The following is a 23,346-nucleotide window of genomic DNA, read 5'->3' on the forward strand; positions in this document are numbered from 1 at the left end:
AGGATCAGGGCTGGACGGCCCAGGCCCGGTCGACCAGGTTCGTGGCCTCGGCGCGGGTGAGCCCGAGCCGACGGGCGGCGGCGACGTACGTCGCGGCGGCGTCGGCAGCCGCACCCGAGCCGGCCGCGGGCGAGGAGGCGACGAACGTGCCGCGCCGGCCCTCGGTGACGACCACGCCGTCGCCCTCCAGCTCGCGGTAGACCCGCGCGACCGTGTTCGCCGCGAGGTGCAGCTCGGCCGCGAGGGCGCGCACGGTGGGGAGCCTGGTCCCCGGGCCGAGCTCGCCCGAGGCGACCCGGCTCGCGAGCTGGGTGCGCAGCTGCTCGTAGGGCGGCGTGCCCGACGAGGGGTCGATCGGGTGCACGTCCATGAGACGGACCCTAGCCGCTGTTCACACCATCTCGGCGATGCGACAGAGTCCTCCCATGGAGCGTGACGTGCTGGTGGTGGGCGAGTCGTTGGTCGACATCGTGAACGCGGCGGACGGGGACATCAAGGAGTACGCCGGGGGGAGCGCGGCCAACGTGGCCGTCGCCCTCGCGAGGCTGGGCCGACCGGTGCGGTTCGCGACCAGCTTCGCCGACGACGACCACGGTCGACTCATCGCCGCGCACCTGGAGGACGCGGGCGTGCGGCTGGCCTCCGACCCGGGAGCGGTGGAGCGCACGTCGACGGCCGAGGCCACCATCGGGGTGGACGGCGCCGCGGACTACGAGTTCGACCTCGAGTGGCGCCTGAACCCGGTCACCGACGACTCGGAGCCGCTGGTCGTGCACACCTGCTCGCTGGGCGCGGTCCTCACCCCGGGGGCCGACGACGTGTTCACGCTCCTCGACCGGCTGCGTGCGGTGGCGACCATCAGCTACGACGTCAACGCGCGCCCGGCGATCACCGGGACGGGGCCCGACCTGGTGGACCGGGTGGAGCGGATGACGGGGATCGCGGACCTGGTCAAGGCGTCCGACGAGGACCTCGAGGCGCTCTACCCGCAGTTGGACCTGGTCAAGGCCGCTCGGCGGCTGCTCTCGCTGGGACCGTCGGTGGTCGTGGTGACGCGGGGCGGTGAGGGTGCGACCTGGGTCGGGGCCGACGACGTCGTCGAGGTGGCCTCCCGTGAGGTGGAGGTGGCCGACACGATCGGGGCCGGTGACACGTTCGGCGCTGCCTTGCTGGACGCGCTCTGGGAAGCCGGACGGCTGGGCGCCGAGCAGCGGGAGTCGCTGGCCGTGCTGGGACGCGAGGAGATCGAGCGGCTCCTGCGCCACGCCGCGCACGCGGCCGCGGTGACCGTGTCGCGCCCGGGCGCGGACCCGCCGTACCGCCACGAGCTCCCCGGGCTGCCGTAGCCCTCAGGTCGTCTCGGGGGCGAGCCACGCGTGCACGAGCGGGACGACCGACGCCCCCTCGCCGCTGGCCGCGGCCACGCGCTTCATCGAGCCGGAGCGCAGGTCGCCGACCACGAAGACCCCCGGCACGGTGGTGGCGAGGTTGTCCGGGGGCAGCCCGTCGACCCAGTGGGCCCTGGGGACGTCGCGACCGGTGAGCACGAACCCCTTCTCGTCGCGTGCGACCGAGTCGGGCAGCCACCCGCAGCGGGGCTCGGCCCCGAGCAGCAGGAAGAGCCCGCGCGCCTCCCGCCTGGCCACCGCCCCGGTGGTGGTGTCGCGGACGTCGAGCCAGTCCAGCCTCCCCTGACCGCCGGCTCCCACGACCTCCGAGCACGGCTGCACGGTGATCCGCGAGTTGTAGCGGATCTCGTTGACCAGGTAGCTCGACATCGTCTCCTCGAGCCCGGAACGGCGGACGAGGATCGTGACCGACGCCGCGAACCGGGCGAGGTGGATCGCCGCCTGGCCGGCCGAGTTCCCGCCGCCGACGACCACGACGTCGTACCCCTCCATCTCGCGGGCCGCGGTCATCGCGCTGCCGTAGAAGACGCCGAGGCCGGTGAGGTCGTCGATGCCGGGTGCGCGCAGCTTGCGGTAGGAGACGCCGGCCGCGACCACCACGGCCCGGGCGCGCACGTCGCCGCCGTCGGTGCGCAGCAGGTGCGGGGCGCCGTCGCTGCCGGGCTCGAGGGCGGTGACCTCCCAGCCGGTGAAGAAGCGGGTGCCGAAGCGGATCGCCTGGTTGCGGGCGCGCTGCGCGAGCCGCATCCCGGAGATGCCGCGCGGGAAGCCGAGGTAGTTGCGGATCATCGAGCTGGTCCCGGCCTGGCCACCGACCGCCTCCGCCTCGATCACGACGGTGGAGAGCCCCTCGGAGGCGCCGTAGACCGCCGCCGCGAGCCCGGCCGGGCCGGCGCCGACGATCGCGAGGTCGACGACGGTGTCGACGTCGATGTCCTCCGGACGGCCGTAGACGGTGACCGCGACGTCCCGCACGCTGCGCGGGGAGATCGGTGGCTTGTCCAGGGCCTGCACGAGCGGGTACGACGGCTCGCCGTCCACGTCGGCGAGGATCTCGCGGCCGGTGTCGCTGTCCGGGGCGTAGACCCGGTTGGGCATCCCCATCCGGTCCAGGAAGTCGCGGATCGACAGGGTCAGGGCGTCCGACGTGGGGGACACGATGCGCACGCTGTCGACCTCCGGTGCGGCGACCGTCGAGCCCCAGTCCGACAGCAGCTCGGTGACCGCGGTGTGAAACTCCTCGTCGCGCGGCCCGCGCGGCATCAGCAGGTAGGCGTCGTACTTGCCCTTGGCCAGGCCCTCGCGCAGCCCCGGGGCGTCGGCGAGGAAGCGCGACCAGTGCGCCGCGACCATCCGGCGGGCGGTGGGGACGACCGTCCGCCACCGCCCGAACGCCTCGAGGACCGAGGCGTCCGGGAGCACCGACTCGGCGACGAACAGCGCCACCGGTCGTCCCTCGTCGCGCAGGCGACGGGCGAGCTCCTCGGCGGCGGTCGCGCTGGTCACCGCGTGCAGGTCGTAGTCGCGGGAGTATCGCCCGAACTCGTCGAGCAGGTGGTCGGCGTTCTCCTCCGAGACCAGGAGGACGGCGGGCTGGCGTGGCCGGTCACTCACAGGGCGATCGTAGGCGAGGTCGCCGCACCGGTGCCCGGTCGCCCGATCGGCCGGTGGCAGGATGCGGTGCGTGCGGATCCGGATCGACCTCGCCTACGACGGCACCGACTTCCACGGCTGGGCGACCCAGCCCCGGTTGCGCACCGTCCAGGGCGAGCTCGAGGCCGCGCTGGCCACGGCGCTGCGGGTTCCCGACGTGGCCGTGGTGTGCGCCGGGCGCACGGACACCGGGGTGCACGCCCGCGGGCAGGTCACCCACCTCGACGTCGAGCCGGACGTCCTCGCCGCGTCGGCCGGACGCTCCGACGCCCCGGCCGACGAAGCCCTGCTGCGTCGGCTCAACGGCATCCTCCCGGCCGACGTGCGGGTCCGCCGCGTTGCCGAGGCAGCGGACGGGTTCGACGCCCGGTTCTCCGCGCTGTGGCGCCGCTACGCCTACCGGGTGGCGGACCTGCCGGAGTCGGTCGACCCGCTCACACGACGGCACGTGCTGGCGTGGTCGCGCCCGCTCGACCTCGACGCCCTCAACGAGGCCTCGGGGCTGCTGCTGGGGCAGCACGACTTCGCCTCCTTCTGCAAGCGACGTGAGGGGGCGACCACGATCCGCACGCTGCTCGACCTCGCGTGGGAGCGTGACGCGGAGGGCGTCGCGGTCGCGACGGTCCGGGCCGACGCGTTCTGCCACAGCATGGTGCGCGCCCTGGTGGGGTGCCTGCTCGCGATCGGTGAGGGCCGGCGCCCGGTGCCGTGGGCTGCCGAGGTGCTGCGGGCCCGCGTCCGCGACCCTGCTGTGACGGTCGCCCACGCGCACGGGCTCACGCTCGAGGAGGTCGGGTATCCCGCCGACGACGAGCTCGCCCGCAGGGCCGAGCAGACGCGGGCCAGGAGGAGCAGCGATGGATGAGCACTACTTCAGCGCCGACCCGTCGGTGCCCTTCAAGCGCGCGCCCGTGCACGCCGACGTGTGGGGCCACGAGCTCGAGCTGACCAGCGGCTCCGGAGTCTTCGCGCAGGGCCGCCTCGACATCGGCACGGCCGTGCTGTTCCGCGAGACCGAGCCCCCGGCCGGAGGACGGGTGCTCGACCTCGGCTGCGGCTACGGCGTCATCGGCCTGGCGGTCGCGGCGGTCGTGCCGGAGGCCGTGGTCACCGCGGTCGACGTCAACGAGCGCGCGGTGCTGCTGGCCCGGGAGAACGCCGCCGCGCTGGGGGTGACCGACCGCTACACCGCCACCACGCCGGACGGGGTGGCCGCGGACGCGTCGTACGACGAGATCTGGTCGAACCCCCCGATCCGGATCGGCAAGGAGGCCCTGCACGACCTCCTGCTCACCTGGCTGCCCCGGCTGGTGCCCGGCGGCCGGGCCGTGATGGTGGTCGGCAAGAACCTGGGAGCCGACACCCTCCAGCGCTGGCTGGGGGAGCAGGGCTACCCGACCGAGCGGCTCGCCAGCGCGAAGGGGTTCCGCGTGCTGGAGAGCCGCCGGCCGGGCTAGGTCGGACGGTCGTGGCGGACCAGGCGTACGCCGCTCAGCAGCACGCGGTCGCGGACGGCACGAGCTCGCAGGTCGACGTGCCGCAGCAGCCGCAGGTCGACCCCTCCGGGACCTCGCCGAAGGTGTCGGCGTCCTCGAGGACGGTGTAGATCTCCCACCGCTCGCCGTTCGGCGCTCCCTGGACCCAGAACTTGTCCTGCTTGGCGTAGCAGCAGGTGGTGCCGCGCTCGTCGACCGAGGCGAGCCCGGTCGCGGCGAGCCGGACCTGCTCGGCGTCGACGGTGTCCACGTCGCCCACCTCGACGCCGAGGTGGTTGACCGAGCCGCCCTGACCCGGGTTCTCGATGAGCACGAGCTTCAGGGGCGGCTCGGTGACCGCGAAGTTGGCGTAGCCGGGCCTGGTCTTGGCCGGCTCGACGCCGAAGAGCGAGCTGTAGAAGGCGATCGAGGCGTCGAGGTCGTCGACGTTGAGGGCCAGCTGGATCCGGGACATGGGCGCTCCTCAGTAGATATCGATGATTGTCTATGTCCGATCTTGCAACGGACATAGACCTCTGTCAATATCGACGTGTGTCGAAGTCCCTCATCGAGCTCACCCCGGTCCAGACCGCCGCGTGCTGCTCGCCCCTCGAGCGCGAGCCGCTGAGCCAGGAGCAGGCCGAGGCGATCTCGCCGCTCCTCAAGGCCCTGGCCGACCCCGTGCGGCTGCGGCTGCTCTCCCTCGTCGCGTCGCACGCCGGCGGTGAGGCCTGCGTCTGCGACCTGCAGGACGCGTTCGACCTCTCCCAGCCCACGATCAGCCACCACCTCAAGGTGCTGCACGAGGTGGGGCTGCTCGACCGCGAGAAGCGCGGTGTGTGGGTCTACTACCGAGTGGCCGAGGGCGCGCTGCACAGCGTCGGCGCCCTGCTCGGCGGCGTCGCGCGGTGACCCTCGCGCGCCGGGCGGCCGCCGAGCTCGTCGGCACCGCCTTCCTCGTGGGCGCCGTCATCGGCTCGGGAATCGCCGCGTCGCGGCTGTCCCCGGACGACGTCGGGCTGCAGCTGCTCGAGAACAGCCTGGTCACCGGCGCGGCCCTGGTGGCGCTGATCCTGGCCCTCCAGCCGGTCTCGGCCGCCTTCAACCCGGTGGTCACGCTCGTCGAGCGTGCGCTCGGCATCGTCACCACGCGCGACGTGCTCCTCCTCGTGCCTGCCCAGCTCGTGGGTGGGGTCGTCGGCGCCGTGGTCGCGAACCTGATGTTCGGCCTCGACGCCGTCTCGGTCTCCGGCCACGAACGCACCGGCGGGGACCTGTGGCTCGGTGAGGTGGTGGCGACGCTCGGACTGGTGACGGTCATCTTCGGCAGCATCCGCACCGGCCGGGTCGAGACGATCGCGTACGCCGTCGGCGGCTACATCACGGCGGCGTACTGGTTCACCAGCTCCACCAGCTTCGCCAACCCCGCGGTGACGTTCGCCCGGATGCTCTCCGACACCTTCGCCGGGATCGCCCCCTCATCGGTGCCGATGTTCGTGCTGATGCAGCTGGTCGGTGGCGCGCTCGCCCTCGGCCTCGTCCACCTGGTCTTCCCCCGACCCGAGAGGGTGTCGTGATGAGCGATCGGCCCACCGTCCTGTTCGTCTGCGTCCACAACGCCGGCCGCTCCCAGATGGCCGCCGGTTACCTGCAGCACCTCGCCGGCGACCGGATCCAGGTCCTCTCGGCGGGCTCGGTGCCTGCCGAGCGGGTCAACCCCGTCGCGGTCGAGGCGATGGCCGAGGAGGGCATCGACATCACCGCCGCCACCCCCCAGGTGCTCACCACCGAGGCCGTGCGGGAGTCCGACGTCGTGGTCACCATGGGTTGCGGTGACGCGTGCCCGATCTTCCCGGGCAAGCGGTACGAGGACTGGCCGCTGGACGACCCCGCCGGGCAGGGGATCGAGGCGGTGCGTCCGATCCGCGACCAGGTCCGCGCCCGGGTCGAGACCCTGGTCACGGAGCTGCTCGGCGGCTGAGAGGCCGGGGTTCGCCCGCCGCCCGGTCCGGGCAGGATGGACCCATGACCTACGAAGCAGCCGAGAACCGCTACGACACCGACGCGACCGGCATGGAGTACCGCTTCACCGGCCGCAGTGGCCTGAAGCTCCCCGCGCTCTCTCTCGGGCTGTGGCAGAACTTCGGTGACGACCGGCCGGAGGAGACCCAGCGCGCCATCCTCCGTCGTGCCTTCGACCGTGGCGTCACCCACTTCGACCTCGCCAACAACTACGGCCCGCCGTACGGCCGGGCCGAGGAGAACTTCGGGCGCTACCTCAAGGACGACCTCGCGCCCTACCGCGACGAGCTGGTCATCTCCACCAAGGCCGGCTACGACATGTGGCCCGGCCCCTACGGCCAGGGCGGTGGCTCCCGCAAGTACGTCCTCGCCTCGCTCGACCAGTCGCTGACCCGGATGGGGCTGGACTACGTCGACATCTTCTACAGCCACCGCTTCGACCCCGAGACGCCGGTCGAGGAGACGATGACGGCGCTCGACCACGCCGTGCGTCAGGGCAAGGCGCTGTACGCCGGCATCTCGTCCTACTCCCCGGAGAAGACCCGCGAGGCCGCGACCATCGCCCGCGAGCTCGGCACGCCCCTGCTGATCCACCAGCCGTCGTACTCCATGCTCAACCGCTGGATCGAGGAGGGCCTGCTCGACGAGCTCGAGCAGCAGGGCATGGGCTGCATCGTGTTCACCGCGCTGGCCCAGGGGCTGCTGACCGACCGCTACCTCGACGGGGTGCCGCAGGACTCGCGGGCCGCGCGCAGCGACTCCACGATCCCCGGTGAGCACCTCGACGAGAAGGTGCTCGGGCACGTCCGCCGGCTCAACGAGATCGCGTCGGCCCGCGGCCAGAAGCTGGCCCAGCTGGCGCTCCAGTGGGCGCTGCGCGACCGCCGGGTGACCTCCGCAGTGATCGGCGCCAGCTCGGTCGAGCAGCTCGACACGAACCTCGATGCGCTGGCCTTCCCTGCGCTGAGCGAGGAGGAGCTGGCGCAGATCGACCAGAGCGCGGTCGACGCCGGCATCAACCTCTGGGCCAGGTCGACCGAGCACTGAGCCTGCGGTTCGTGTGCCCGACGACGCGCCGCGGCGCGTCGCGGGCCCACGACCCGGGTCAGTCCCCGCGGCCGTCCTCCCACAGCTTGCAGCCGACCAGCACGAGCACGGCGAGCAGCCCGCCGGCGAGGACGTCGACGACGTAGTGCTCGCCGTAGTAGACGAGCGCGGTGGACATCGCGACCGGGTAGGCCAGCAGCAGCCAGCGCCAGCGCGAGCGCAGCCGCTGCACGGCGTAGAGCGAGATCAGGAAGGTCATGCCGGCGTGCAGCGACGGCATCGCGGCCACCGGGTTGCCGACTCCCTGAAGGGCCACGCCGACGTGGTCGATGCCCAGGTCCGCCCAGCCGCGCCCGGTGATCCGCTCCACGTGGGAGGGCAGGTAGCCCTCGTCGGCGGCCAGCCACGGCGGGGCCATCGGGTAGAGGATGTAGACCACCAGGGCGGCGAAGTTGATCGTCACGTAGCGCCGCATCCAGCGGACCCACTCGACCCGGTTGCGGACCCACAGCACCGCGGCGATCGTCAGTCCCGCCAGGAAGTGCGAGGTGTAGACGGTGGTGAAGGCGACGTCGTACCACCGCGGTGGCGAGCCGGGCAGGCACGGGTCGCCGCACCAGGCGTCCTGGAGCCGCTGGGTCGGCGTCTCCCCGCGGCCCAGCCAGGTGTCGACGGAGACCGGCATCGAGAAGTGTGGCGCGAACCCGAGGTCGTCGGTGAGCCCGCGGCTGTAGAAGTAGAGCATCAGGCCGACCAGGGGTGGCCACCAGTCCAGCAGGAAGTTCAGGTGGTAGCGCGGGTGCGCCTCCACGTGCCAGGCGATGGTGCCCAGCCAGAGCCAGAGGAACACCGGGATGGTGCCCTTGGGGATGCCCAGGAGCTCCGACCAGGCGATGAAGGCCAGGGCGTAGACCAGCATCGCGCCGGTGCGTGCCCACGGCCTCGTGACCGGGGTCCGATCGACGAGCTCCGCGCCCGCAAGGTGGTCGGGCTCCGTCTGCATGACCCCGATCCTAGGAAACGAGGTCGCGGAGTCACGTCATCCGAATTGATCACACGCGTCGCAGGGCCATCAGCGGACAGCTGCGGACCGCGTGCTCCGCGTGTTCCTCGAGAGCGGCCGGGACCTGCGGATCCCGCTCACCGGTGCGGCTGAGCGGGAAGCCCCACTCGTCGCTGACCAGCAGCTCGGGCACCAGCTCGGCACAGGCGCCGTGCCCGTCGCACCTGGTCCAGTCCACGTGCAGCCGGCTCACTGGACTACCTTCCTCGTGTCGGCGGTCCTGGACGGGCCGCTGATGCACCCCAGGTGCCGTCGGGTCACTGCCCTGCTCGCTCGACCCCTTGATGTCCACGATGAGTTCTGCAGGGCCCGGCGGTCACCCGGGACGCCGTGATCGTCGACAGGGCTGTGCGCCAAGGCCGACCGGATGGCTGGCTGGGAGCGCCGATCAGTGAGCTGACAGACAGATGCGTCCCGGCACCAAGACGAGGGTGCCTCCCCACTGGGTCTAGCAGCGAGGAGGCTGACATGAAGTCTGCCAGCACCACCCCGGAGAGCAAACTGCCCGACCAGCCCATCAACGGTGTCACCGGCGGTGTGGACTGGGCCAGCGAGGACCACGCCGTCAGCGTGGTCGATCACCGCGGCCGCGAAGTCGCCCGCAGGACTGTCGACCACACCGCGGCCGGACTTCGCACGTTGGTGAAGTTCCTGATCAACCACGGCGTCGGCGAGGTCGCCATCGAACGCGGCGATGGCCCCGTCGTCGATGCTCTGCTCCACGCCGACCTGACCGTGGTCGTGATCAGTCCCAACCGGCTCAAGAATCTGCGCAGCCGTTACGGCTCGGCCGGCAACAAGGACGACCGGTTCGACGCCTACGTCCTGGCCGACACCCTGCGCACCGACCGCACCCGGCTGCGGCCGCTGACCCACGACAGCGAAGCCACCAAGACCCTGCGCGCCACCGTCCGGGCCCGCCGCGAACTGGTCAAGCACCGCGTCGCGCTGTGCAACCAGCTGCGCGCCCACCTGCAGGCCGCGTTCCCCGGCGCTGTGGGTCTCTTCAAGGACCTGGACTCCCAGATCAGCCTGCGGTTCCTGGCCCGCTTCGACTCCCAGGAACGCGCCGACTGGCTCAGCGTGAAGCGGCTGGCGGCCTGGCTGAGCAGCGTCGGCTACAGCGGCCGCAAGAACCCCGCCGACCTCTACGCCCACCTGCAGACTGCGCCGCGTGGACCGGTCGGTCCCGACGGCGCCGCCCGCGCCCATGTCACCCGCGCCATGCTGAGCGTCCTGACCGAGCTCGTCGAACAGATCGCGACCCTCGAGGCCCAGATCGCCGAACAGCTCGCCCTGCACGCCGACGCCCACATCTTCCAGTCCCTGCCCCGCGGCGGCACCGTGCGCGCTGCCCGGCTGCTCGCCGAGATCGGCGACGTCCGCGGCCGGTTTCCCGACGCCGCGTCCCTGGCCTGCCTGGCCGGCGTCGCGCCCTCGACCCGCCAATCCGGCAAGCACAAAGCCGTCACCTACCGATGGGCGGTCAACAAAGAGCTCCGCGACGCCGTCTGCGACTTCGCCGGCGACTCCCGCCGAGCCAACCCCTGGGCCGCGAAGATCTACAACGACGCCCTCGCCCGCGGCAAGGACCACCCCCACGCCACCCGCATCCTGGCCCGCGCCTGGCTCGGCGTGATCTGGCGATGCTGGCAGAACCAGACCGCCTACGACCCCCACCAGCACGGCGCCCTCCAGGCACTGCTCAGCGGTGTCGAAGCGGCCTGACGTTGACACAGGGCTACTCATCGGTGCGCCCCCTCGGTCGGGCAGTGTCCGGACAGGTGCGCGGCCACGTGCTCGTCGAACACGCGCATCGTGCTCGCGACCATCCGGGCCGTCCCGTCCGGGTGCGCACAGGCCCCGCGCCCGGTGACCAGGAGCCGCAGCCGGTCGATCTCCGCGGGCAGGCCGGGATCGGGCGCGAGGTCGGCGAGCCGCCGCAGCGCGTCCGCCATCCGCGGCAGGCCGTTGATGCACGGACCGCACTGCGCGGCGGACTCGCCGGCGAGGTACGCCGCGATGCCGGCCGCCGCCCGGACCGGACAGCTGCCGCGACCGAGGACGTGCAGGATCCCCGCGCCGACCGAGGCGCCCCACGGCCGCAGGTCGGGGTTGCTCAGGGGTGTGTCGAGAGCGCTCGCCGGGAGCCACGCCCCGTGGTAGCCGCCCACGAGCACCGCGACCGGGTCGACCGGGACCGCCGCGGCCAGCACGTCGGCGAGCCGGCTGCCGCGGGCCGCCTCCACGACTCCCGGGTGCGCGACCGCGCCGCTCACGGTGAACAGGGAGGTCCCCGGGTCCTCGGGGGTGCCCGCCTCGCGGAACCAGGCGACGCCGTGCCGGGCCAGCAGCGCGAGCTGGGCGAGCGTCTCGGCGTTGAGGACCAGCGTGGGTCGACCGCCGACCCCCCTCGTGGTGACCCGCACCAGCGGGTCGCGGGGGACAGGTGGACGCCCGTCGAGCTGGTTGACCAGGGCCGACTCCTGACCGGCGACGAAGCCGCCCCGCAGCCGGGCGACGCTGACCCTGCGCGCCCGGGCGGCCCGCTCGGCGGCGTCGGGACGGATCTCCGGCCCGATCGCGAGGACGGCCTCGTGTGCGCCCAGCGCCCGCCCGACCAGGGCGAGGCCGTCCACCACCAGGTGCGGCGCCCGGGTGAGCAGCACGGCGTCCTTGTGGCTCAACGGCTCGCCCTCCATGGCGTTGCCGACCACGACCGGAGCCCGCCCCTCGGTGACGGCGCGCACCTTGATCGCGGTCGGGAACCCTGCCCCTCCCCGGCCCGTCAGGCCGGACTCCTCGACCAGCGCCAGCAGCCGGTCGAGGGTGAGGGCGGGCAGGGTGTCGGCCGGCGGCTCCGCGAGGAGCCGGCGCGTGTCGACGTGGGTGAGGGTGCTCATCGGGAGACCTTTCGGGGGGTGCGCGTGCGGCCGCGGTCGCCGTACGACGGGAGGAGCCGCCAGCCGACGGCGGCGGTGACGGCCGCGAAGCAGGTCGCCGCCAGGCCGGTCATCCACACCGAGCCGGCGTCGGTGCCGGTGCCGAGCGCGTGGACCAGCGCGACCGGCCACAGCAGGTAGGTGAGCCAGTGGACGGCCCGGAAGACCCGCGGGCCCACCCGCTGGCGCAGCAGGCTGACGACGGTGACGACCGCCAGCAGGTCCACCGCCAGGGTGCCCAGGCCGAGGTAGAGCGGTCGGTAACCGCCCAGGAACGGGAACAGCACGTCGACCAGGTGCAGCTGTGCGTACGGGTCCAGGAACAGGCTGCCCACGTGCACCGCCACCAGGCCGGTGCCGGTGAGCGCGGCGGTCCGGTGCACGTCGGCGACGCCGAAGCGCCCGAGGCCGCCCACCGAGCGGCCCGACCGGGTGGCAACTCCCATGACCAGGGCGATCGTGAACATCACCAGCGCGACGATGCCGGTGCCCCTGCCCAGCGCCCAGAATGCCTCGTTCATGCCGCTTCACCCTCGGGCTCGTCCGGCCAGCCGTTGCACAGGTGGGTGGCGCCGTTGCGGTCGACCAGGCGCGCCGGCAGCCCCTGGGCGCCCAGCCAGCCGAGCCCGGCCGTGCCCTTGACGACGGTGGCGGTCGCGGCGGCGTTGGCGATGCGGCAGGTGGTCGCCGCGACGCTGACGCTGCGCCAGACCGGGTCGGCCGGACGTCCCGTCCGGGGGTCGACGATGTGGTGCAGCGTCTCGCTGCCGCGACGCCAGGTGCGGCGTACCGTGCTGGAGGTCGCGAGGGCGCTGCCGGCCGGGAGCGCGACCTGGGCGGCGGGGTCGCGGTCGGTGTCCTGGACGCGGACCTGCCAGCCGCCGGCCGGGGCAGGACCCGCCGTGGCGATGTCCCCGCCCAGGCTGACCAGCACGCCGACGCCGAGCCGCTGCGCCACGAGCGAGGCCGCCCGGTCGGCGGCCACCGCCTTCGCGGTGGCGCCGAGGTCGAGCTCGATGCCGTCCGGCAGCCCGAGCCGCCGGCCGGCAAGTCGCAGGGTGCGCCAGCCGGGGACCGGCCGGACGAGGGCGACCAGGCCGGGTCCGCTCTCGACCAGCCGGATGTCCCGGTCGTAGCCGAGCGCCGAGAGGGTGGCGCCGATGGTGGGGTCCACCGCTCCGTCCGTGCGCCGGGCCGCCTCCAGCGCCTCGCCGAGCAGGTCGGCCAGCACGGGCGAGACCAGCACGGTCCCGTCCGGCCCGGGGCACAGCGTGCTCACCTCGGAGTCGGGGCGGAACCGGCTGGCGGCCCGCTCGACCTCGTCGAGCAGGTCGTCGACCAGCACCAGCGCCGGCTCCATGGCGGCGGGCTCGGTGACGACGAGGCGGGCCCGGGTGCTCCACAGGTCCCAGTCGCGTGCGGCCTCCATGTCAGGACCCGCTCGACGTCGCGTGGCTGGTGCCCGACGTGCCCTGCTGGAGGGTCGTCGTCCCCTGCGAGCGGTGGTTGGTGCCGCTCGTGGTCGAGCCGGAGCCCGTGCCGGTGCCCACGCCCGTGCTCGCAGCGTGCTGGGCGGCGACCCCACAGGCGGCGGTCACGCCCAGCGAGGCGGTGACGGCGCCGACCAGGAGCGATCGGCGCACGCGGGCGGTGCGACGGAGGCTGGCGGTGCGGTCGTGGGTCATGGGGTGCTCCTCTGGTTGGTCTTCCTCCACGATGGGCGCGAACGCTGTGCGCTCCCTGTGAGCAGGCATCGGGTTTCCGTGTCGCTCCTGCCGATGACCCGTAAACGGGATGCCCCGACACCCTCGGGTGGCGGAGAATCCTTCGACGTGGGTCACGTGGATGTCGCCGGGGTGCGCTACGAGCTGCCGGACGGTCGGGTGCTCCTCGACGACGTGTCGTTCCGGGTCGGTGAGGGTGCCAAGGTCGCGCTCGTCGGCGCCAACGGAGCGGGCAAGACGACATTGCTGAGGATCGTCACCGGTGAGCTGGTCCCGCACGCCGGGGTGGTCACCCGCACCGGCGGGCTCGGGGTCATGCGGCAGATGGTCAACGCCGGCCTGGGGGAGTCCCCGACGGTCGCCGACCTGCTGCTGTCGGTCTCCCCGCCCCGGGTCCGTGCCGCGGCTGCCGAGGTGGACCGCTGCGAGCGTGCCCTCATGGACACCGACGACGAGCTGACCCAGATGTCCTACGCCGGGGCGCTCGCGGAGTACGCCGACGCCGGGGGCTACGACCTCGAGGTCACGTGGGACGTGTGCACGATGGCCGGCCTGGGCGTGCCCTACGAGCGGGCGAAGTACCGCGAGCTGCGCACCCTCTCGGGGGGTGAGCAGAAGCGGCTGGTGCTCGAGCTGCTCCTGCGCGGTCCCGACGAGGTGCTGCTGCTCGACGAGCCCGACAACTTCCTGGACGTGCCCGGGAAGATGTGGCTCGAGCAGCGGATCCGGGAGTCCGAGAAGACGATCCTCTACATCAGCCACGACCGGGAGTTGCTGAACAACACCGCGACCCGGGTGGTCACCGTCGAGCTCGGGAGTGCGGGCAACCAGGTGTGGACCCACCCCGGGGGCTTCGCGTCGTACCACGAGGCGCGTCGCGACCGCTTCGCGCGCTTCGAGGAGCTCCGCAAGCGGTGGGACGAGGAGCACGCGAAGCTCAAGGCCCTGGTGCTGATGTACAAGCAGAAGGCGGCGTACAACGACGGGATGGCCAGCCGGTACCAGGCCGCCCAGACCCGGTTGCGGAAGTTCGAGGAGGCCGGGCCGCCCACCGAGCAGCCTCGCGAGCAGCAGGTGAAGATGCGCCTGAAGGGCGGTCGCACCGGCAAGCGTGCCGTGGTCTGCGAGGACCTCGAGCTCAGGGTCGACGGGCCCTCCGGGCCGGGGGTCCTCATGCAGCCCTTCGACCTCGAGGTCTGGTACGGCGAGCGCGTCGCCGTGCTCGGCTCGAACGGCTCCGGCAAGTCGCACTTCCTGCGCCTGCTGGCGGCCGGCGGGTCCGACCCCGACGTCGAGCACCAGCCCGTCGGCGAGGTCGCGGTGGCGCCGGTCGACCACACCGGCAAGGCCAAGCTCGGCGCCCGGGTGCGGCCGGGGTGGTTCGTGCAGACCCACGAGCACCCCGAGCTGGTCGGCCGGACGCTGCTGGAGATCCTGCACCGGGGTGATCAGCACCGCGACGGCATGGGACGCGAGCAGGCCAGCAGGGTCCTCGACCGCTACGAGCTCGCGCACGCGGCGGAGCAGAAGTTCGACTCGCTCTCGGGCGGGCAGCAGGCGCGCTTCCAGATCCTGCTGCTCGAGCTCTCCGGCGCGACCCTGCTGCTCCTCGACGAGCCGACCGACAACCTCGACGTGCAGTCGGCCGAGGCGCTGGAGGAAGGCCTCGAGGCCTTCGAGGGCACGGTGCTGGCGGTCACCCACGACCGCTGGTTCGCCCGCGGCTTCGACCGGTTCCTGGTCTACGGCGCGGACGGCGAGGTCTACGAGGCTCCCGGACCGGTCTGGGACGAGGGAAGGGTGGAACGCGTCCGATGAGCGTGCAGGCCCACGGGCTCGTGATCGAGGCGCTGGACCCGCACGACGCCGGCGACTTCGACGCCTTCTACGACGTCTACCTCGCCGCCGAGCGAGCCCTGGGCGACATCGCCTCGCCGTGGATGCGCGAGGAGGTGCGCGTCTCGATGCAGGAGCAGGGCGCCAGCCGCTGGCTGGGCGGGTTCGTGGGCCGTGTCGACGGACGGGTGGCCGTGGTCGGCCAGCTCTCGACGCCGCTCCTCGACAACCGGGACAGCGCCACGATGACCGTCCACGTCGACCCGGGACAGCAGCGCCGCGGGCTGGGCTCGGCGATGCTGGACCGGCTCGAGCGCGAGGCACGGGACCGGCGGCGGACGCTGCTCAACGCCGAGACCGTCTGGGGCTGGTCGGCGGGGGCCGAGGGCGCCGGGGAGGCCGGGCCGGAGTTCGCCAGGAGCCGCGGGTTCCGGCTGGGGCTGGCCGACGTGAAGCGCCGGCTCGCGCTCCCGGTCGCCACCGACCTGCTCGACACGCTGGCCGCGGAGGCCGGCCGGCACCACGCGGCGTACACCCTGCGCTCCTGGGAGGGGCCGGTCCCCGAGGACCTGGTCGAGGGGTGGGCACGCCTGTCCGGCTCGCTGATGACCGAGGCGCCCACCGGGGAGATGGAGCGCGAGGCGGAGCACGTCGACCCGGCCGTCGTCCGGGAGGCCGAGGACCTGCTGGCCAGGCAGGGGCGCCGGAAGTACAACACCGCGGCCCTCGACCGGGCAGGGGAGGTCGTCGCCTACACCGACATCGCGACCACCGTCCACGAGCCCGGGAAGGCCTACCAGTGGGGCACCCTGGTGCGCACCGACGCCCGCGGGCACCGGCTCGGGCTGGCCGTGAAGGTCGCCAACCTGCGGCTGCTCCAGTCCGAGCGGCCCGACCTGACCGAGCTGACCACGTACAACGCCGAGGTCAACAGCCACATGATCGGCGTCAACGAGCGTCTCGGCTTCGCACCCGTCGCCTGGCTCGGCGAGTTCCAGAAGCGCCTGGGCTGACCGGTCGCCCCGGCACGACAGGGTGCGGGGCCCCGGCGACCGATCGGGAGACGGACCGTGCGGTCGCCGGGGCCCGGCCTGCCCGGGGCGCCTCTCACCAACGCCCCGGGAGTCGTGTGCCTACGAGTTCGACGCCGTGGAGTCGGAGTCGAGCTGGAGCTTCACGGTCTTGGTGTCGCTCCCATGGACGTAGGTCAGCGTGACCTCGTCACCCGGGCGGTAGGACCGGATCGTCGCGACGAGGGAGTCGGCGCCGGTGATCTGCGCGTCGTCGACCTTGGTGATCACGTCGCCCCGCTGGAGCCCGGCCTTGTCGGCGGTGGAGCCGCTGGTGACCTCACCCACCTGCGCGCCCTCGGAGACGTCGGCGCTGCTGTTGCTCGACAGGTCGGACACCGAGATGCCCAGCCGGGCGTGGGTCGGCGTCTCGCCGTTGGCCATCTGGTCGACGATCGGCATCACCTCGTCCATGGGGATCGCGAAGCCCAGGCCGATGGACCCACCCTGCTCGGCGCCCGAGGAGCTCGAGGTCCGGATCGAGGAGTTGATGCCCACGACGTGGCCGCGCAGGTCGACCAGCGGTCCGCCGCTGTTGCCGGGGTTGATGGCGGCATCGGTCTGGATGGCGGGGTACGTCGTGCTGTTGCCCTGGGCGTCCGACCCGACGTCGACGGGACGGTTGAGCGCGCTGACGATGCCGCTGGTCACGGTGGACTCGAGCCCGAACGGCGAGCCGATCGCGACCACGCCCTGGCCGACGGCGAGATCGGCGGACTTGCCGATCGTGGCCGGGGTCAGGCCGCTGACGCCCTCGGCCTGGATCACCGCGGTGTCGGTGAGCGGGTCGGTGCCGAGGACCTTCGCCTTCGCCGAGGTGCCGTCGTTGAAGGAGACCGAGATGGTCCCGGAGTCGCCGGCGATCTCGACCACGTGGTTGTTGGTGAGGATCTGGCCGTCGGAGCTCAGGATGATGCCCGAGCCGGACCCCGCCTCCTGCGGGCCGGTGACGTCGATCTTCACCACCGACGGCAGGACCTCCTGGGCCACCTGCTGGACCGAGCCGTCCGGGGCCGCGGAGCTGGGGCTGCTCACGACCTGCGAGGTGGTGCGCGCGGTGGGGGAGGCGGCCGTGTCGGAGCCGTTCGAGCCCCACTGGTCCCAGGCGGCCGCACCGGCCACCCCCGCCGCCCCGCCCACGAGCAGGGAGGTCGCCACCACGGAGGCCACGAGGGCCGACCGCGCCGGACGCCGCTTGGTCGCCGTACCTCCGGGCGGTGCCGGCGGCGGCCCGCCCGAGGGGGACATGGGGTACGGCGGCGCGTACGGCGGAGGGGTGGTCGGCCTTTCGCCCGGGGGCGGGGTGGAGGGGGTGTCGGTCATGCCTCCGAGGATGTCGTCCCTGCCTGTGACGGACCTGAGACGTCGCTGGGGGTCTTTGAAGAAGCCTCCGCGGCGAGCGTCATCTTCTTCAGCAGCCCGCTGAGCGCGACCCGCTCCGCCGGGGTCAGGACGCCGACCAGCGCGGTCTCCTCGGCACCGAGCTGGTCCATGGCGCGCCGCCAGATCTCGGCACCCGCCCGGGTCACCTCGATCTCCACCCGCCGGCGGTCCACGGGGGAGGGGGTGCGCTTGATCCAGCCGGCCTGCTCGAGCCCGTCGAGGCGGCCGGTCATGCCCGCCCCGCTCAGTCCGAGGTCCTCGGCGAGGGCGGACGGATTGGCGGTGCCCGGTGTCTCGCTGATCATCAGGCGGTGCAGGGTGTCGTACTCGAAGTCCTGGAGACCCGTGCGGACCGCGGTCTCGCGCCGCACCTGCTTGAGGTGACGCGTCAGCCGGGCGATGCGGGTGACGATCGCCTCGGTGTCGTCGTCGAAGGTGATGTCGACCCAGTGGTCGCGCCAGCGGGCGACGTGGTGGTCGGTCCAGTCCTGCGGCTCGTCCATGGGGCCCACCCTAGTGCGAACTAATTCGTTGACGAATAGTTCGCCAGCGAATTAAATGTGCGCCATGACCACGATGCAGACCGCGCCGGCCCGGCGCGGCCCGATGCGCTCCCGCAACTTCCGGCTGCTGGCGACCGGCACCACGACCAGCGCCCTGGGCAACGCGATCACGCCGGTCGCACTCGCGTTCGCGGTGCTCGACCTCGGCGGCTCCGCCGCCGACCTCGGGCTGGTGGTGGCCGCGTTCGCGCTGGCCGAGGTCGTCACGGTGCTCTTCGGTGGCGTGCTCGGGGACCGGGTGCCCCGCCAGCTGATGATGGAGGGCTCCGCCGCCGCCAGCGCCGCCACCCAGGCGCTGATCGCGGCCCTGCTCATCGGTGGCTGGGCCAGCATCCCCGCCCTCGGGGTGATCGGCATGATCAACGGATGCCTGGCGGCGCTGAGCGGCCCGTCGTCGCAGGCCATGACCCGGCTGACGGTCCCGACCGAGGACCTCGCCTCCGCGGTCGCGCTCCGGCGGCTGCTGCAGACCAGCGCCGCCGTCGTGGGCTTCTCGGCCGGCGGCATCCTGGTCGCCGCGGTCGGGTCCGGCTGGGCGATCGCGGTCGATGCGACGACGTACGCCCTGGCTGCCCTCTGCTTCTCGCTGCTGCGCGTCCCGCACACTCGTCCGGAGGGCACGCGTCCCTCGCTCCTGGCCGACATGGGCGAGGGGGCGCGCGAGGTGCTGCGGCACACCTGGCTGTGGTTGCTCATCGGGCAGGCGCTGCTCTACCACCTCTTCTACGGGGGAGCGCAGGGCGTGGTCGGCCCGATCGTGGTGGGCGACGGGATCGGGCGCTCCGCCTGGGGGCTCGCGCTGGGTTCGTTGATGGCCGGGTTCGTGGTCGGCGGCCTGGTCTGCCTGCGCTGGCGGCCCGTGCGCGGGCTCTTCGTCGGGACTGCGCTGCTCTCCCTCACCGCGGCGTTCCCGTTGGCGATGGCGTTCTCCGACCAGCTCTGGCCGGTGCTGCTGGGCGCGTTCCTGCACGGGCTGGGCCTCGAGATCTTCAGCATCAACTGGGACCTCTCCATCCAGCAGAACGTCGCGGAGGACAAGCTCGCCCGCGTCTACTCCTTCGACATCGTCGGGTCCTTCGTGGCGCGCCCGCTGGGCCTGGCGCTCACCGGGCCGGTCGCGGAGGCGGTCGGCTTCGACCGCTGGCTGGTGGTCGTGGGCATCGTGATGGGCGGCTCGTCGCTGCTCGCCCTGCTGTCGCCCGACGTACGCCGGCTCCGCCGCCACGGCTGACCGGTTGTGGGCCCTTGTGACCTCGGACACAATCGCCCCATGACCGCCCCGATGCCCCGCTTCGTCGACGACCGCCTGGCCCACTGGGCCGCCACCACGCCCGACGCCGAGGCGATGACCTACGGCCGGCGCACCTGGAGCTGGGCGGAGTGGGACGAGCGGGTACGCCGTGCTGCCGGCGGCCTGCAGGCGCTCGGCATCGGCCGGGGTGACGTGGTGGCCTTCCTCGACAAGAACCACCCCGCCTGCGTCGAGATCAGCATGGCCGCGGGGTCCCTCGGGGCCGCGAACGCGATCGTCAACTGGCGCCTGGCCGGGGACGAGGTCGACTACACCGTCAACGACAGCGGTGCCCGGGTGCTGTTCGTCGGCTCCGAGCTGATGCCACTCGTGGAGAAGATCCGCGACCGGCTGCCCGCCGTGGAGACCGTCGTCGAGGTGACGCCCGAGGGCGGCGAGGGCGACCAGTACGAATCCTGGCTGACGGCCGCGACGCCGGTGTCCCGACCGGACGACGTGGACCCCGAGGACGTGTGCCTGGTGATGTACTCCTCGGGCACGACGGGCCACCCGAAGGGCGTGATGCTCACGCACACCAACATGGTCGAGCACACCCTGAACGCCCATGACGGCTGGGTCTTCGAGCCCGGTGACAAGAGCATGGTGTCGATGCCGCTCTTCCACGTCGGCGGCTCGTCGTACGTCCTCTTCGGCATCCACGACGGCATCCCCAGCATCATGACCCGCGAGCCGGACGGCGCCTCGCTGGCCGGTGCGATCCTCGGCGGGGCCAACCGGACCTTCCTGGTGCCGGCCGTCCTCGCCCAGGTGCTGCAGGCCGGGCCGGACGCCGTGAAGCTGTTCGGTGCCCTGCGCACCTACACCTACGGCGCCTCGCCGATGCCGCTGCCCCTGCTGCGGGCGGCGATGGAGGCGTGGCCGGACACCGACTTCATCCAGGTCTACGGGCTCACCGAGGTCGCGGGTGTGGCCACGCACCTGATGCCCGAGGCGCACCGCGACGCCGAGCACCCCGAGCGGCTGACGTCGGCGGGGCAGCCCATCCCGGGTGTGGAGGTCCGCGTCGTCGACCCGGGGACCCTCGAGGACCTGCCCGTCGGCGAGCACGGCGAGATCTGGCTGCGCACCCGGCAGCTCATGAAGGGGTTCCTCGGCAAGCCGGAGGAGACTGCCAAGGTCATCACCGAGGACGGCTGGTTCCGCACCGGCGACATGGGCAAGGTGGACGCCGAGGGCTTCGTGTTCGTCGAGGACCGGCTCAAGGACATGATCATCAGCGGTGGCGAGAACATCTACTCACCCGAGATCGAGAGGGTGCTCGCCGAGCACCCGGCGGTCATGGAGGTCGCGGTCATCGGCGTCCCGGACGACCGTTGGGGCGAGGTCGTCAAGGCCGTGGTGTCGCTGAAGCCGGACACCTCCGCCACCGAGGAGGAGCTCATCGTCTACTGCCGCGAGCACCTCGCGCACTTCAAGTGCCCCCGCTCGGTCGACGTGATCGGGGCGCTGCCGCGCAACCCCACCGGCAAGATCCTCAAGCGCGAGCTGCGCGCGCCGTACTGGCAGGGGCACGACCGCACCATCGTGTGAGCCCGTGTCGGAGTCACCGGTCCACCGGTGGTCCCTGACGTTCTCAGCCGTTGCAACGCCTGAGAACATCAGGAGTCGCCGGTCCACCGGTGATTCCGACACCGGCCGCGCGACCCCGTCAGACGGGCAGGCCGTGGGCGCGCAGGGCCCTGCGCAGCGAGTCGGCGTCGGTGAAGACCAGGGCTCGCATGCCCACTCGGGCGGCGGCCGCGACGTTCTCCTCGCGGTCGTCGACGAACACCAGGTCGGTGAGGGCGTGCCCGGTCCGGGTCGCGACGATCTCGAAGATCCGCGGGTCCGGCTTGGCGACCCCCTCGGTGCCGGACACGAAGACCTCGCGCAGCAGCTCGCGCAGGAACGGGAACTTCGCCGGCCCATGGGGGAACAGCTCGTGGGACCAGTTGGTCAGTCCCCACATCGGGACACCCGCCGCGTGCAGCTCGCGGAGGAGCGAGACGCTGCCCGGCACCTCGCCGACCAGCGAGTCGGAGAAGTTGGCCCGGTAGGCCAGGGCGTGCTCGACCCAGTGCGGGTGCGTACGCCGGACCGCGGCCTCCGCGTCGTCCCATGTCCCGCCGGAGTCAGGACCGTGGTTCCAGGCCATGAAGTCGAAGTCCTCGGCGTCGCGGAAGCGGGCCGCCTCCGCGGGCCCCACGCCGGCCGCGATCGCGGCGTACGGGTCCCAGTCGACGAGCACGTTGCCCACGTCCCAGACGACTCCGGACGGGGCAGACGGCACGACCCCGGACGGGGAACCGTCCGGGGTCGTCGTCACGTCGAGGCCGCTCGTGCTCAGGCCCAACGCTCGGAGGCCGGCACGAACTCCAGCGTGCGGTCGCCGGTGTAGATCTGCTTGGGCCGGGCGATCTTCTGCTCCTTGTCCTGGACCAGCTCGTGCCACTGGGCCAGCCAGCCCGGGGTGCGGCCGATCGCGAAGAGCACGGTGAACATCTCCGGCGGGAACTGGAAGGCCTCGTAGATCAGGCCCGAGTAGAAGTCCACGTTGGGGTAGAGCTTGCGCTTGACGAAGTACTCGTCCTCGAGCGCGATCTTCTCGAGCTCCTGGGCGATCTCGAGCAGCGGGTTGACCCCGGTGACCTCGAAGACGTCGTCACAGGCCTTCTTGATGATCTTGGCCCGCGGGTCGTAGTTCTTGTAGACCCGGTGACCGAAGCCCATCAGCTTCTCGTTGCCGTTCTTCACACCCTCGATGAAGGACGGGATGTTCTCCTTGCTGCCGATGCGGCGCAGCATCCGCAGCACCGCCTCGTTGGCGCCACCGTGCAGCGGGCCGTAGAGGGCGGCGACGCCCGCGGCCACCGCGGAGTACGGGTCGACCTGCGAGGAGCCGACCGAGCGGACCGCGTTGGTCGAGCAGTTCTGCTCGTGGTCGGCGTGCAGGATGAAGAGCACGTCGAGGGCCTTGACCAGGCGCTCGTCGGCCTCGAACTTGCGCTCGCTCATCTTGAACAGCATCGAGAGGAAGTTCGCGGTGTAGCCGAGCTCGTTGTCGGGGTAGACGAACGGCTTGCCCTGCGCGTGGCGGAACGACCAGGCGCCCAGGGTCGGCATCTTCGCGATCATCCGCACGATCTGCATGTGCCGGTTGTCGCCGTCGGAGATGTTGCGCGCGTCCGGGTAGAACGTCGACAGCGCGCCCACCGAAGCCATCAGCATGCCCATGGGGTGGGCGTCGTAGCGGAAGCCCTCCATGAAGCTCTTGACGTTCTCGTGGACGAACGTGTGGTAGGTGATCTCGTGGACCCAGGCCTCGTACTCCGCCTTGGTCGGCAGCGAGCCGTGGATCAGGAGGTAGGCGACCTCGAGGAAGTTCGACTTCTCCGCCAGCTGCTCGATGGGGTAGCCGCGGTACTCGAGGATCCCCTTCTCGCCGTCGATGTAGGTCACGGCGCTGCGGCAGGACGCGGTGTTCACGAAGCCCGGGTCGTAGACCGCCAGGCCCGGCTCGTCGTCCCCGGCCTTGATCTTCCCGATGTCGGCGGCCTTGATGGTGCCGTCGAGGATCGGGACGTCGTACTCCGCTCCGGTGCGGTTGTCACGGACGGTGAGAGAATCAGTCACCGGGCCAACTTAGTCCGCTCCGCCGGGCGGGGCGAATCCAGGTCCCCGTATTTTGACCCGCGCGGACGCGTGCCCGTACTCTTGACGGTCGCGACTCCTGCCGCTCCCCGACCAACTGCTGTGCGGTCGAGGGGCAGTCCCGGAAGCCTCAGAACGGCAAGCCGGGCCGTGTTCGTCAGAAGCCGCCGCACCACCACCCGACGGGGCCGACCCGCCGGGCCCGACGAACGAAGAA

Annotated in this window: 25 protein-coding genes; 12 read left to right on the forward strand and 13 right to left on the reverse strand. The window is 72.3% G+C overall.

Annotation, left to right across the window (positions count from 1 at the left end):
- Window positions 1–4 precede the first annotated feature (4 nt).
- Window positions 5–370: a GntR family transcriptional regulator gene (locus tag ACZ43H_RS23800; protein ID WP_464586928.1), complete on the reverse strand. Its 366-nt coding sequence runs from the start codon at window positions 368–370 to the stop codon at window positions 5–7.
- 55 nt (window positions 371–425) lie between these two features.
- Here ACZ43H_RS23800 and ACZ43H_RS23805 point away from each other — a divergent pair, with 55 nt between their 5' ends.
- Window positions 426–1,346: a carbohydrate kinase family protein gene (locus ACZ43H_RS23805; protein ID WP_464586929.1), complete on the forward strand. Its 921-nt coding sequence runs from the start codon at window positions 426–428 to the stop codon at window positions 1,344–1,346.
- 3 nt (window positions 1,347–1,349) lie between these two features.
- Here ACZ43H_RS23805 and ACZ43H_RS23810 read toward each other — a convergent pair whose 3' ends face one another.
- Window positions 1,350–3,023, reverse strand: a complete 1,674-nt coding sequence (locus ACZ43H_RS23810) for an NAD(P)/FAD-dependent oxidoreductase (protein ID WP_464586931.1) — start codon at window positions 3,021–3,023, stop codon at window positions 1,350–1,352.
- 70 nt (window positions 3,024–3,093) lie between these two features.
- On the opposite strand from ACZ43H_RS23810, the gene truA reads away from it, so the two are divergent.
- The gene (gene truA / locus ACZ43H_RS23815; protein WP_464586933.1) at window positions 3,094–3,927 is read left to right on the forward strand and encodes a tRNA pseudouridine(38-40) synthase TruA; all 834 of its coding nucleotides are present in this window, start codon (window positions 3,094–3,096) and stop codon (window positions 3,925–3,927) included.
- Entirely contained in the window at window positions 3,920–4,519 is a 600-nt protein-coding gene (locus ACZ43H_RS23820; RefSeq protein ID WP_464586935.1) for a class I SAM-dependent methyltransferase, read from the forward strand. The genes truA and ACZ43H_RS23820 overlap by 8 nt, the downstream gene beginning before the upstream one ends.
- 34 nt (window positions 4,520–4,553) lie before the next feature.
- On the opposite strand, the gene ACZ43H_RS23825 is transcribed toward ACZ43H_RS23820, so the two are convergent.
- Complete coding sequence (locus ACZ43H_RS23825; RefSeq protein WP_464586937.1) at window positions 4,554–5,012, reverse strand: ArsI/CadI family heavy metal resistance metalloenzyme; 459 nt, start codon at window positions 5,010–5,012, stop codon at window positions 4,554–4,556.
- Window positions 5,013–5,089: 77 nt separating this feature from the next.
- Here ACZ43H_RS23825 and ACZ43H_RS23830 point away from each other — a divergent pair, with 77 nt between their 5' ends.
- Genes ACZ43H_RS23830 through mgrA form a run of 4 tightly spaced genes read left to right on the forward strand, consistent with a single transcriptional unit; the run spans window position 5,090 to window position 7,606 of the window.
- On the forward strand, window positions 5,090–5,449 hold the full coding sequence (locus ACZ43H_RS23830; RefSeq protein ID WP_464586939.1) for an ArsR/SmtB family transcription factor: 360 nt from the start codon (window positions 5,090–5,092) through the stop codon (window positions 5,447–5,449).
- Complete coding sequence (locus ACZ43H_RS23835; protein ID WP_464586941.1) at window positions 5,446–6,114, forward strand: aquaporin; 669 nt, start codon at window positions 5,446–5,448, stop codon at window positions 6,112–6,114. Before ACZ43H_RS23830 ends, ACZ43H_RS23835 begins: the two co-directional genes overlap by 4 nt.
- Entirely contained in the window at window positions 6,114–6,518 is a 405-nt protein-coding gene (locus tag ACZ43H_RS23840; protein WP_464586943.1) for an arsenate reductase ArsC, read from the forward strand. Before ACZ43H_RS23835 ends, ACZ43H_RS23840 begins: the two co-directional genes overlap by 1 nt.
- Before the next feature lie 44 nt (window positions 6,519–6,562).
- Window positions 6,563–7,606 carry an L-glyceraldehyde 3-phosphate reductase gene (mgrA, locus tag ACZ43H_RS23845; protein ID WP_464586945.1) on the forward strand — a complete coding sequence of 348 codons (1,044 nt, stop codon included), beginning with the start codon at window positions 6,563–6,565 and terminating at the stop codon, window positions 7,604–7,606.
- Window positions 7,607–7,664: 58 nt separating this feature from the next.
- Here the strand turns inward: mgrA and ACZ43H_RS23850 are convergent, their stop codons facing one another.
- Window positions 7,665–8,609, reverse strand: coding sequence for a phosphatase PAP2 family protein (locus ACZ43H_RS23850; RefSeq protein ID WP_464586947.1), 945 nt, complete (start codon window positions 8,607–8,609; stop codon window positions 7,665–7,667).
- Between the two features lie 49 nt (window positions 8,610–8,658).
- Window positions 8,659–8,862, reverse strand: coding sequence for a ferredoxin (locus ACZ43H_RS23855; RefSeq protein WP_379184532.1), 204 nt, complete (start codon window positions 8,860–8,862; stop codon window positions 8,659–8,661).
- Window positions 8,863–9,137: 275 nt separating this feature from the next.
- Here ACZ43H_RS23855 and ACZ43H_RS23860 point away from each other — a divergent pair, with 275 nt between their 5' ends.
- Window positions 9,138–10,397: an IS110 family RNA-guided transposase gene (locus tag ACZ43H_RS23860; RefSeq protein WP_464583928.1), complete on the forward strand. Its 1,260-nt coding sequence runs from the start codon at window positions 9,138–9,140 to the stop codon at window positions 10,395–10,397.
- 17 nt (window positions 10,398–10,414) lie between these two features.
- Here the strand turns inward: ACZ43H_RS23860 and ACZ43H_RS23865 are convergent, their stop codons facing one another.
- The 4 genes from ACZ43H_RS23865 to ACZ43H_RS23880 are packed head-to-tail and all read right to left on the reverse strand — an operon-like array spanning window position 10,415 to window position 13,296.
- Window positions 10,415–11,572 (reverse strand): NADH-ubiquinone oxidoreductase-F iron-sulfur binding region domain-containing protein, encoded by a 1,158-nt coding sequence (locus ACZ43H_RS23865; RefSeq protein ID WP_464586949.1) that lies wholly within the window; start codon window positions 11,570–11,572, stop codon window positions 10,415–10,417.
- On the reverse strand, window positions 11,569–12,132 hold the full coding sequence (locus tag ACZ43H_RS23870) for a ferric reductase-like transmembrane domain-containing protein (protein WP_464586950.1): 564 nt from the start codon (window positions 12,130–12,132) through the stop codon (window positions 11,569–11,571). The genes ACZ43H_RS23865 and ACZ43H_RS23870 overlap by 4 nt, the downstream gene beginning before the upstream one ends.
- Window positions 12,129–13,040, reverse strand: coding sequence for an FAD:protein FMN transferase (locus ACZ43H_RS23875; protein ID WP_464586952.1), 912 nt, complete (start codon window positions 13,038–13,040; stop codon window positions 12,129–12,131). The genes ACZ43H_RS23870 and ACZ43H_RS23875 overlap by 4 nt, the downstream gene beginning before the upstream one ends.
- Before the next feature lies 1 nt (window position 13,041).
- Complete coding sequence (locus ACZ43H_RS23880) at window positions 13,042–13,296, reverse strand: hypothetical protein (RefSeq protein ID WP_464586954.1); 255 nt, start codon at window positions 13,294–13,296, stop codon at window positions 13,042–13,044.
- Window positions 13,297–13,443: 147 nt separating this feature from the next.
- Here ACZ43H_RS23880 and ACZ43H_RS23885 point away from each other — a divergent pair, with 147 nt between their 5' ends.
- Together ACZ43H_RS23885 and ACZ43H_RS23890 are read left to right on the forward strand one after the other, a co-directional pair.
- Window positions 13,444–15,153, forward strand: coding sequence for an ABC-F family ATP-binding cassette domain-containing protein (locus tag ACZ43H_RS23885; RefSeq protein ID WP_464586956.1), 1,710 nt, complete (start codon window positions 13,444–13,446; stop codon window positions 15,151–15,153).
- Entirely contained in the window at window positions 15,150–16,184 is a 1,035-nt protein-coding gene (locus tag ACZ43H_RS23890) for an N-acetyltransferase family protein (RefSeq protein WP_464586958.1), read from the forward strand. The genes ACZ43H_RS23885 and ACZ43H_RS23890 overlap by 4 nt, the downstream gene beginning before the upstream one ends.
- Before the next feature lie 120 nt (window positions 16,185–16,304).
- Here the strand turns inward: ACZ43H_RS23890 and ACZ43H_RS23895 are convergent, their stop codons facing one another.
- Window positions 16,305–17,564 (reverse strand): S1C family serine protease, encoded by a 1,260-nt coding sequence (locus ACZ43H_RS23895; protein ID WP_464586960.1) that lies wholly within the window; start codon window positions 17,562–17,564, stop codon window positions 16,305–16,307.
- Window positions 17,561–18,127 (reverse strand): MarR family winged helix-turn-helix transcriptional regulator, encoded by a 567-nt coding sequence (locus ACZ43H_RS23900; protein WP_464586962.1) that lies wholly within the window; start codon window positions 18,125–18,127, stop codon window positions 17,561–17,563. The genes ACZ43H_RS23895 and ACZ43H_RS23900 overlap by 4 nt, the downstream gene beginning before the upstream one ends.
- 64 nt (window positions 18,128–18,191) lie before the next feature.
- On the opposite strand from ACZ43H_RS23900, the gene ACZ43H_RS23905 reads away from it, so the two are divergent.
- Together ACZ43H_RS23905 and ACZ43H_RS23910 are read left to right on the forward strand one after the other, a co-directional pair.
- The gene (locus tag ACZ43H_RS23905; protein WP_464586964.1) at window positions 18,192–19,418 is read left to right on the forward strand and encodes an MFS transporter; all 1,227 of its coding nucleotides are present in this window, start codon (window positions 18,192–18,194) and stop codon (window positions 19,416–19,418) included.
- A gap of 39 nt (window positions 19,419–19,457) precedes the next feature.
- The gene (locus ACZ43H_RS23910; protein ID WP_464586966.1) at window positions 19,458–21,029 is read left to right on the forward strand and encodes a long-chain-fatty-acid--CoA ligase; all 1,572 of its coding nucleotides are present in this window, start codon (window positions 19,458–19,460) and stop codon (window positions 21,027–21,029) included.
- Window positions 21,030–21,147: 118 nt separating this feature from the next.
- Here the strand turns inward: ACZ43H_RS23910 and ACZ43H_RS23915 are convergent, their stop codons facing one another.
- Window positions 21,148–21,804 carry an HAD family hydrolase gene (locus tag ACZ43H_RS23915; RefSeq protein WP_464586968.1) on the reverse strand — a complete coding sequence of 219 codons (657 nt, stop codon included), beginning with the start codon at window positions 21,802–21,804 and terminating at the stop codon, window positions 21,148–21,150.
- A 17-nt stretch (window positions 21,805–21,821) separates the two neighbouring features.
- Complete coding sequence (locus ACZ43H_RS23920; RefSeq protein WP_464586970.1) at window positions 21,822–23,111, reverse strand: citrate synthase; 1,290 nt, start codon at window positions 23,109–23,111, stop codon at window positions 21,822–21,824.
- Window positions 23,112–23,346 lie beyond the last annotated feature (235 nt).

The organism is Nocardioides sp. DN36 (genome assembly GCF_055380375.1).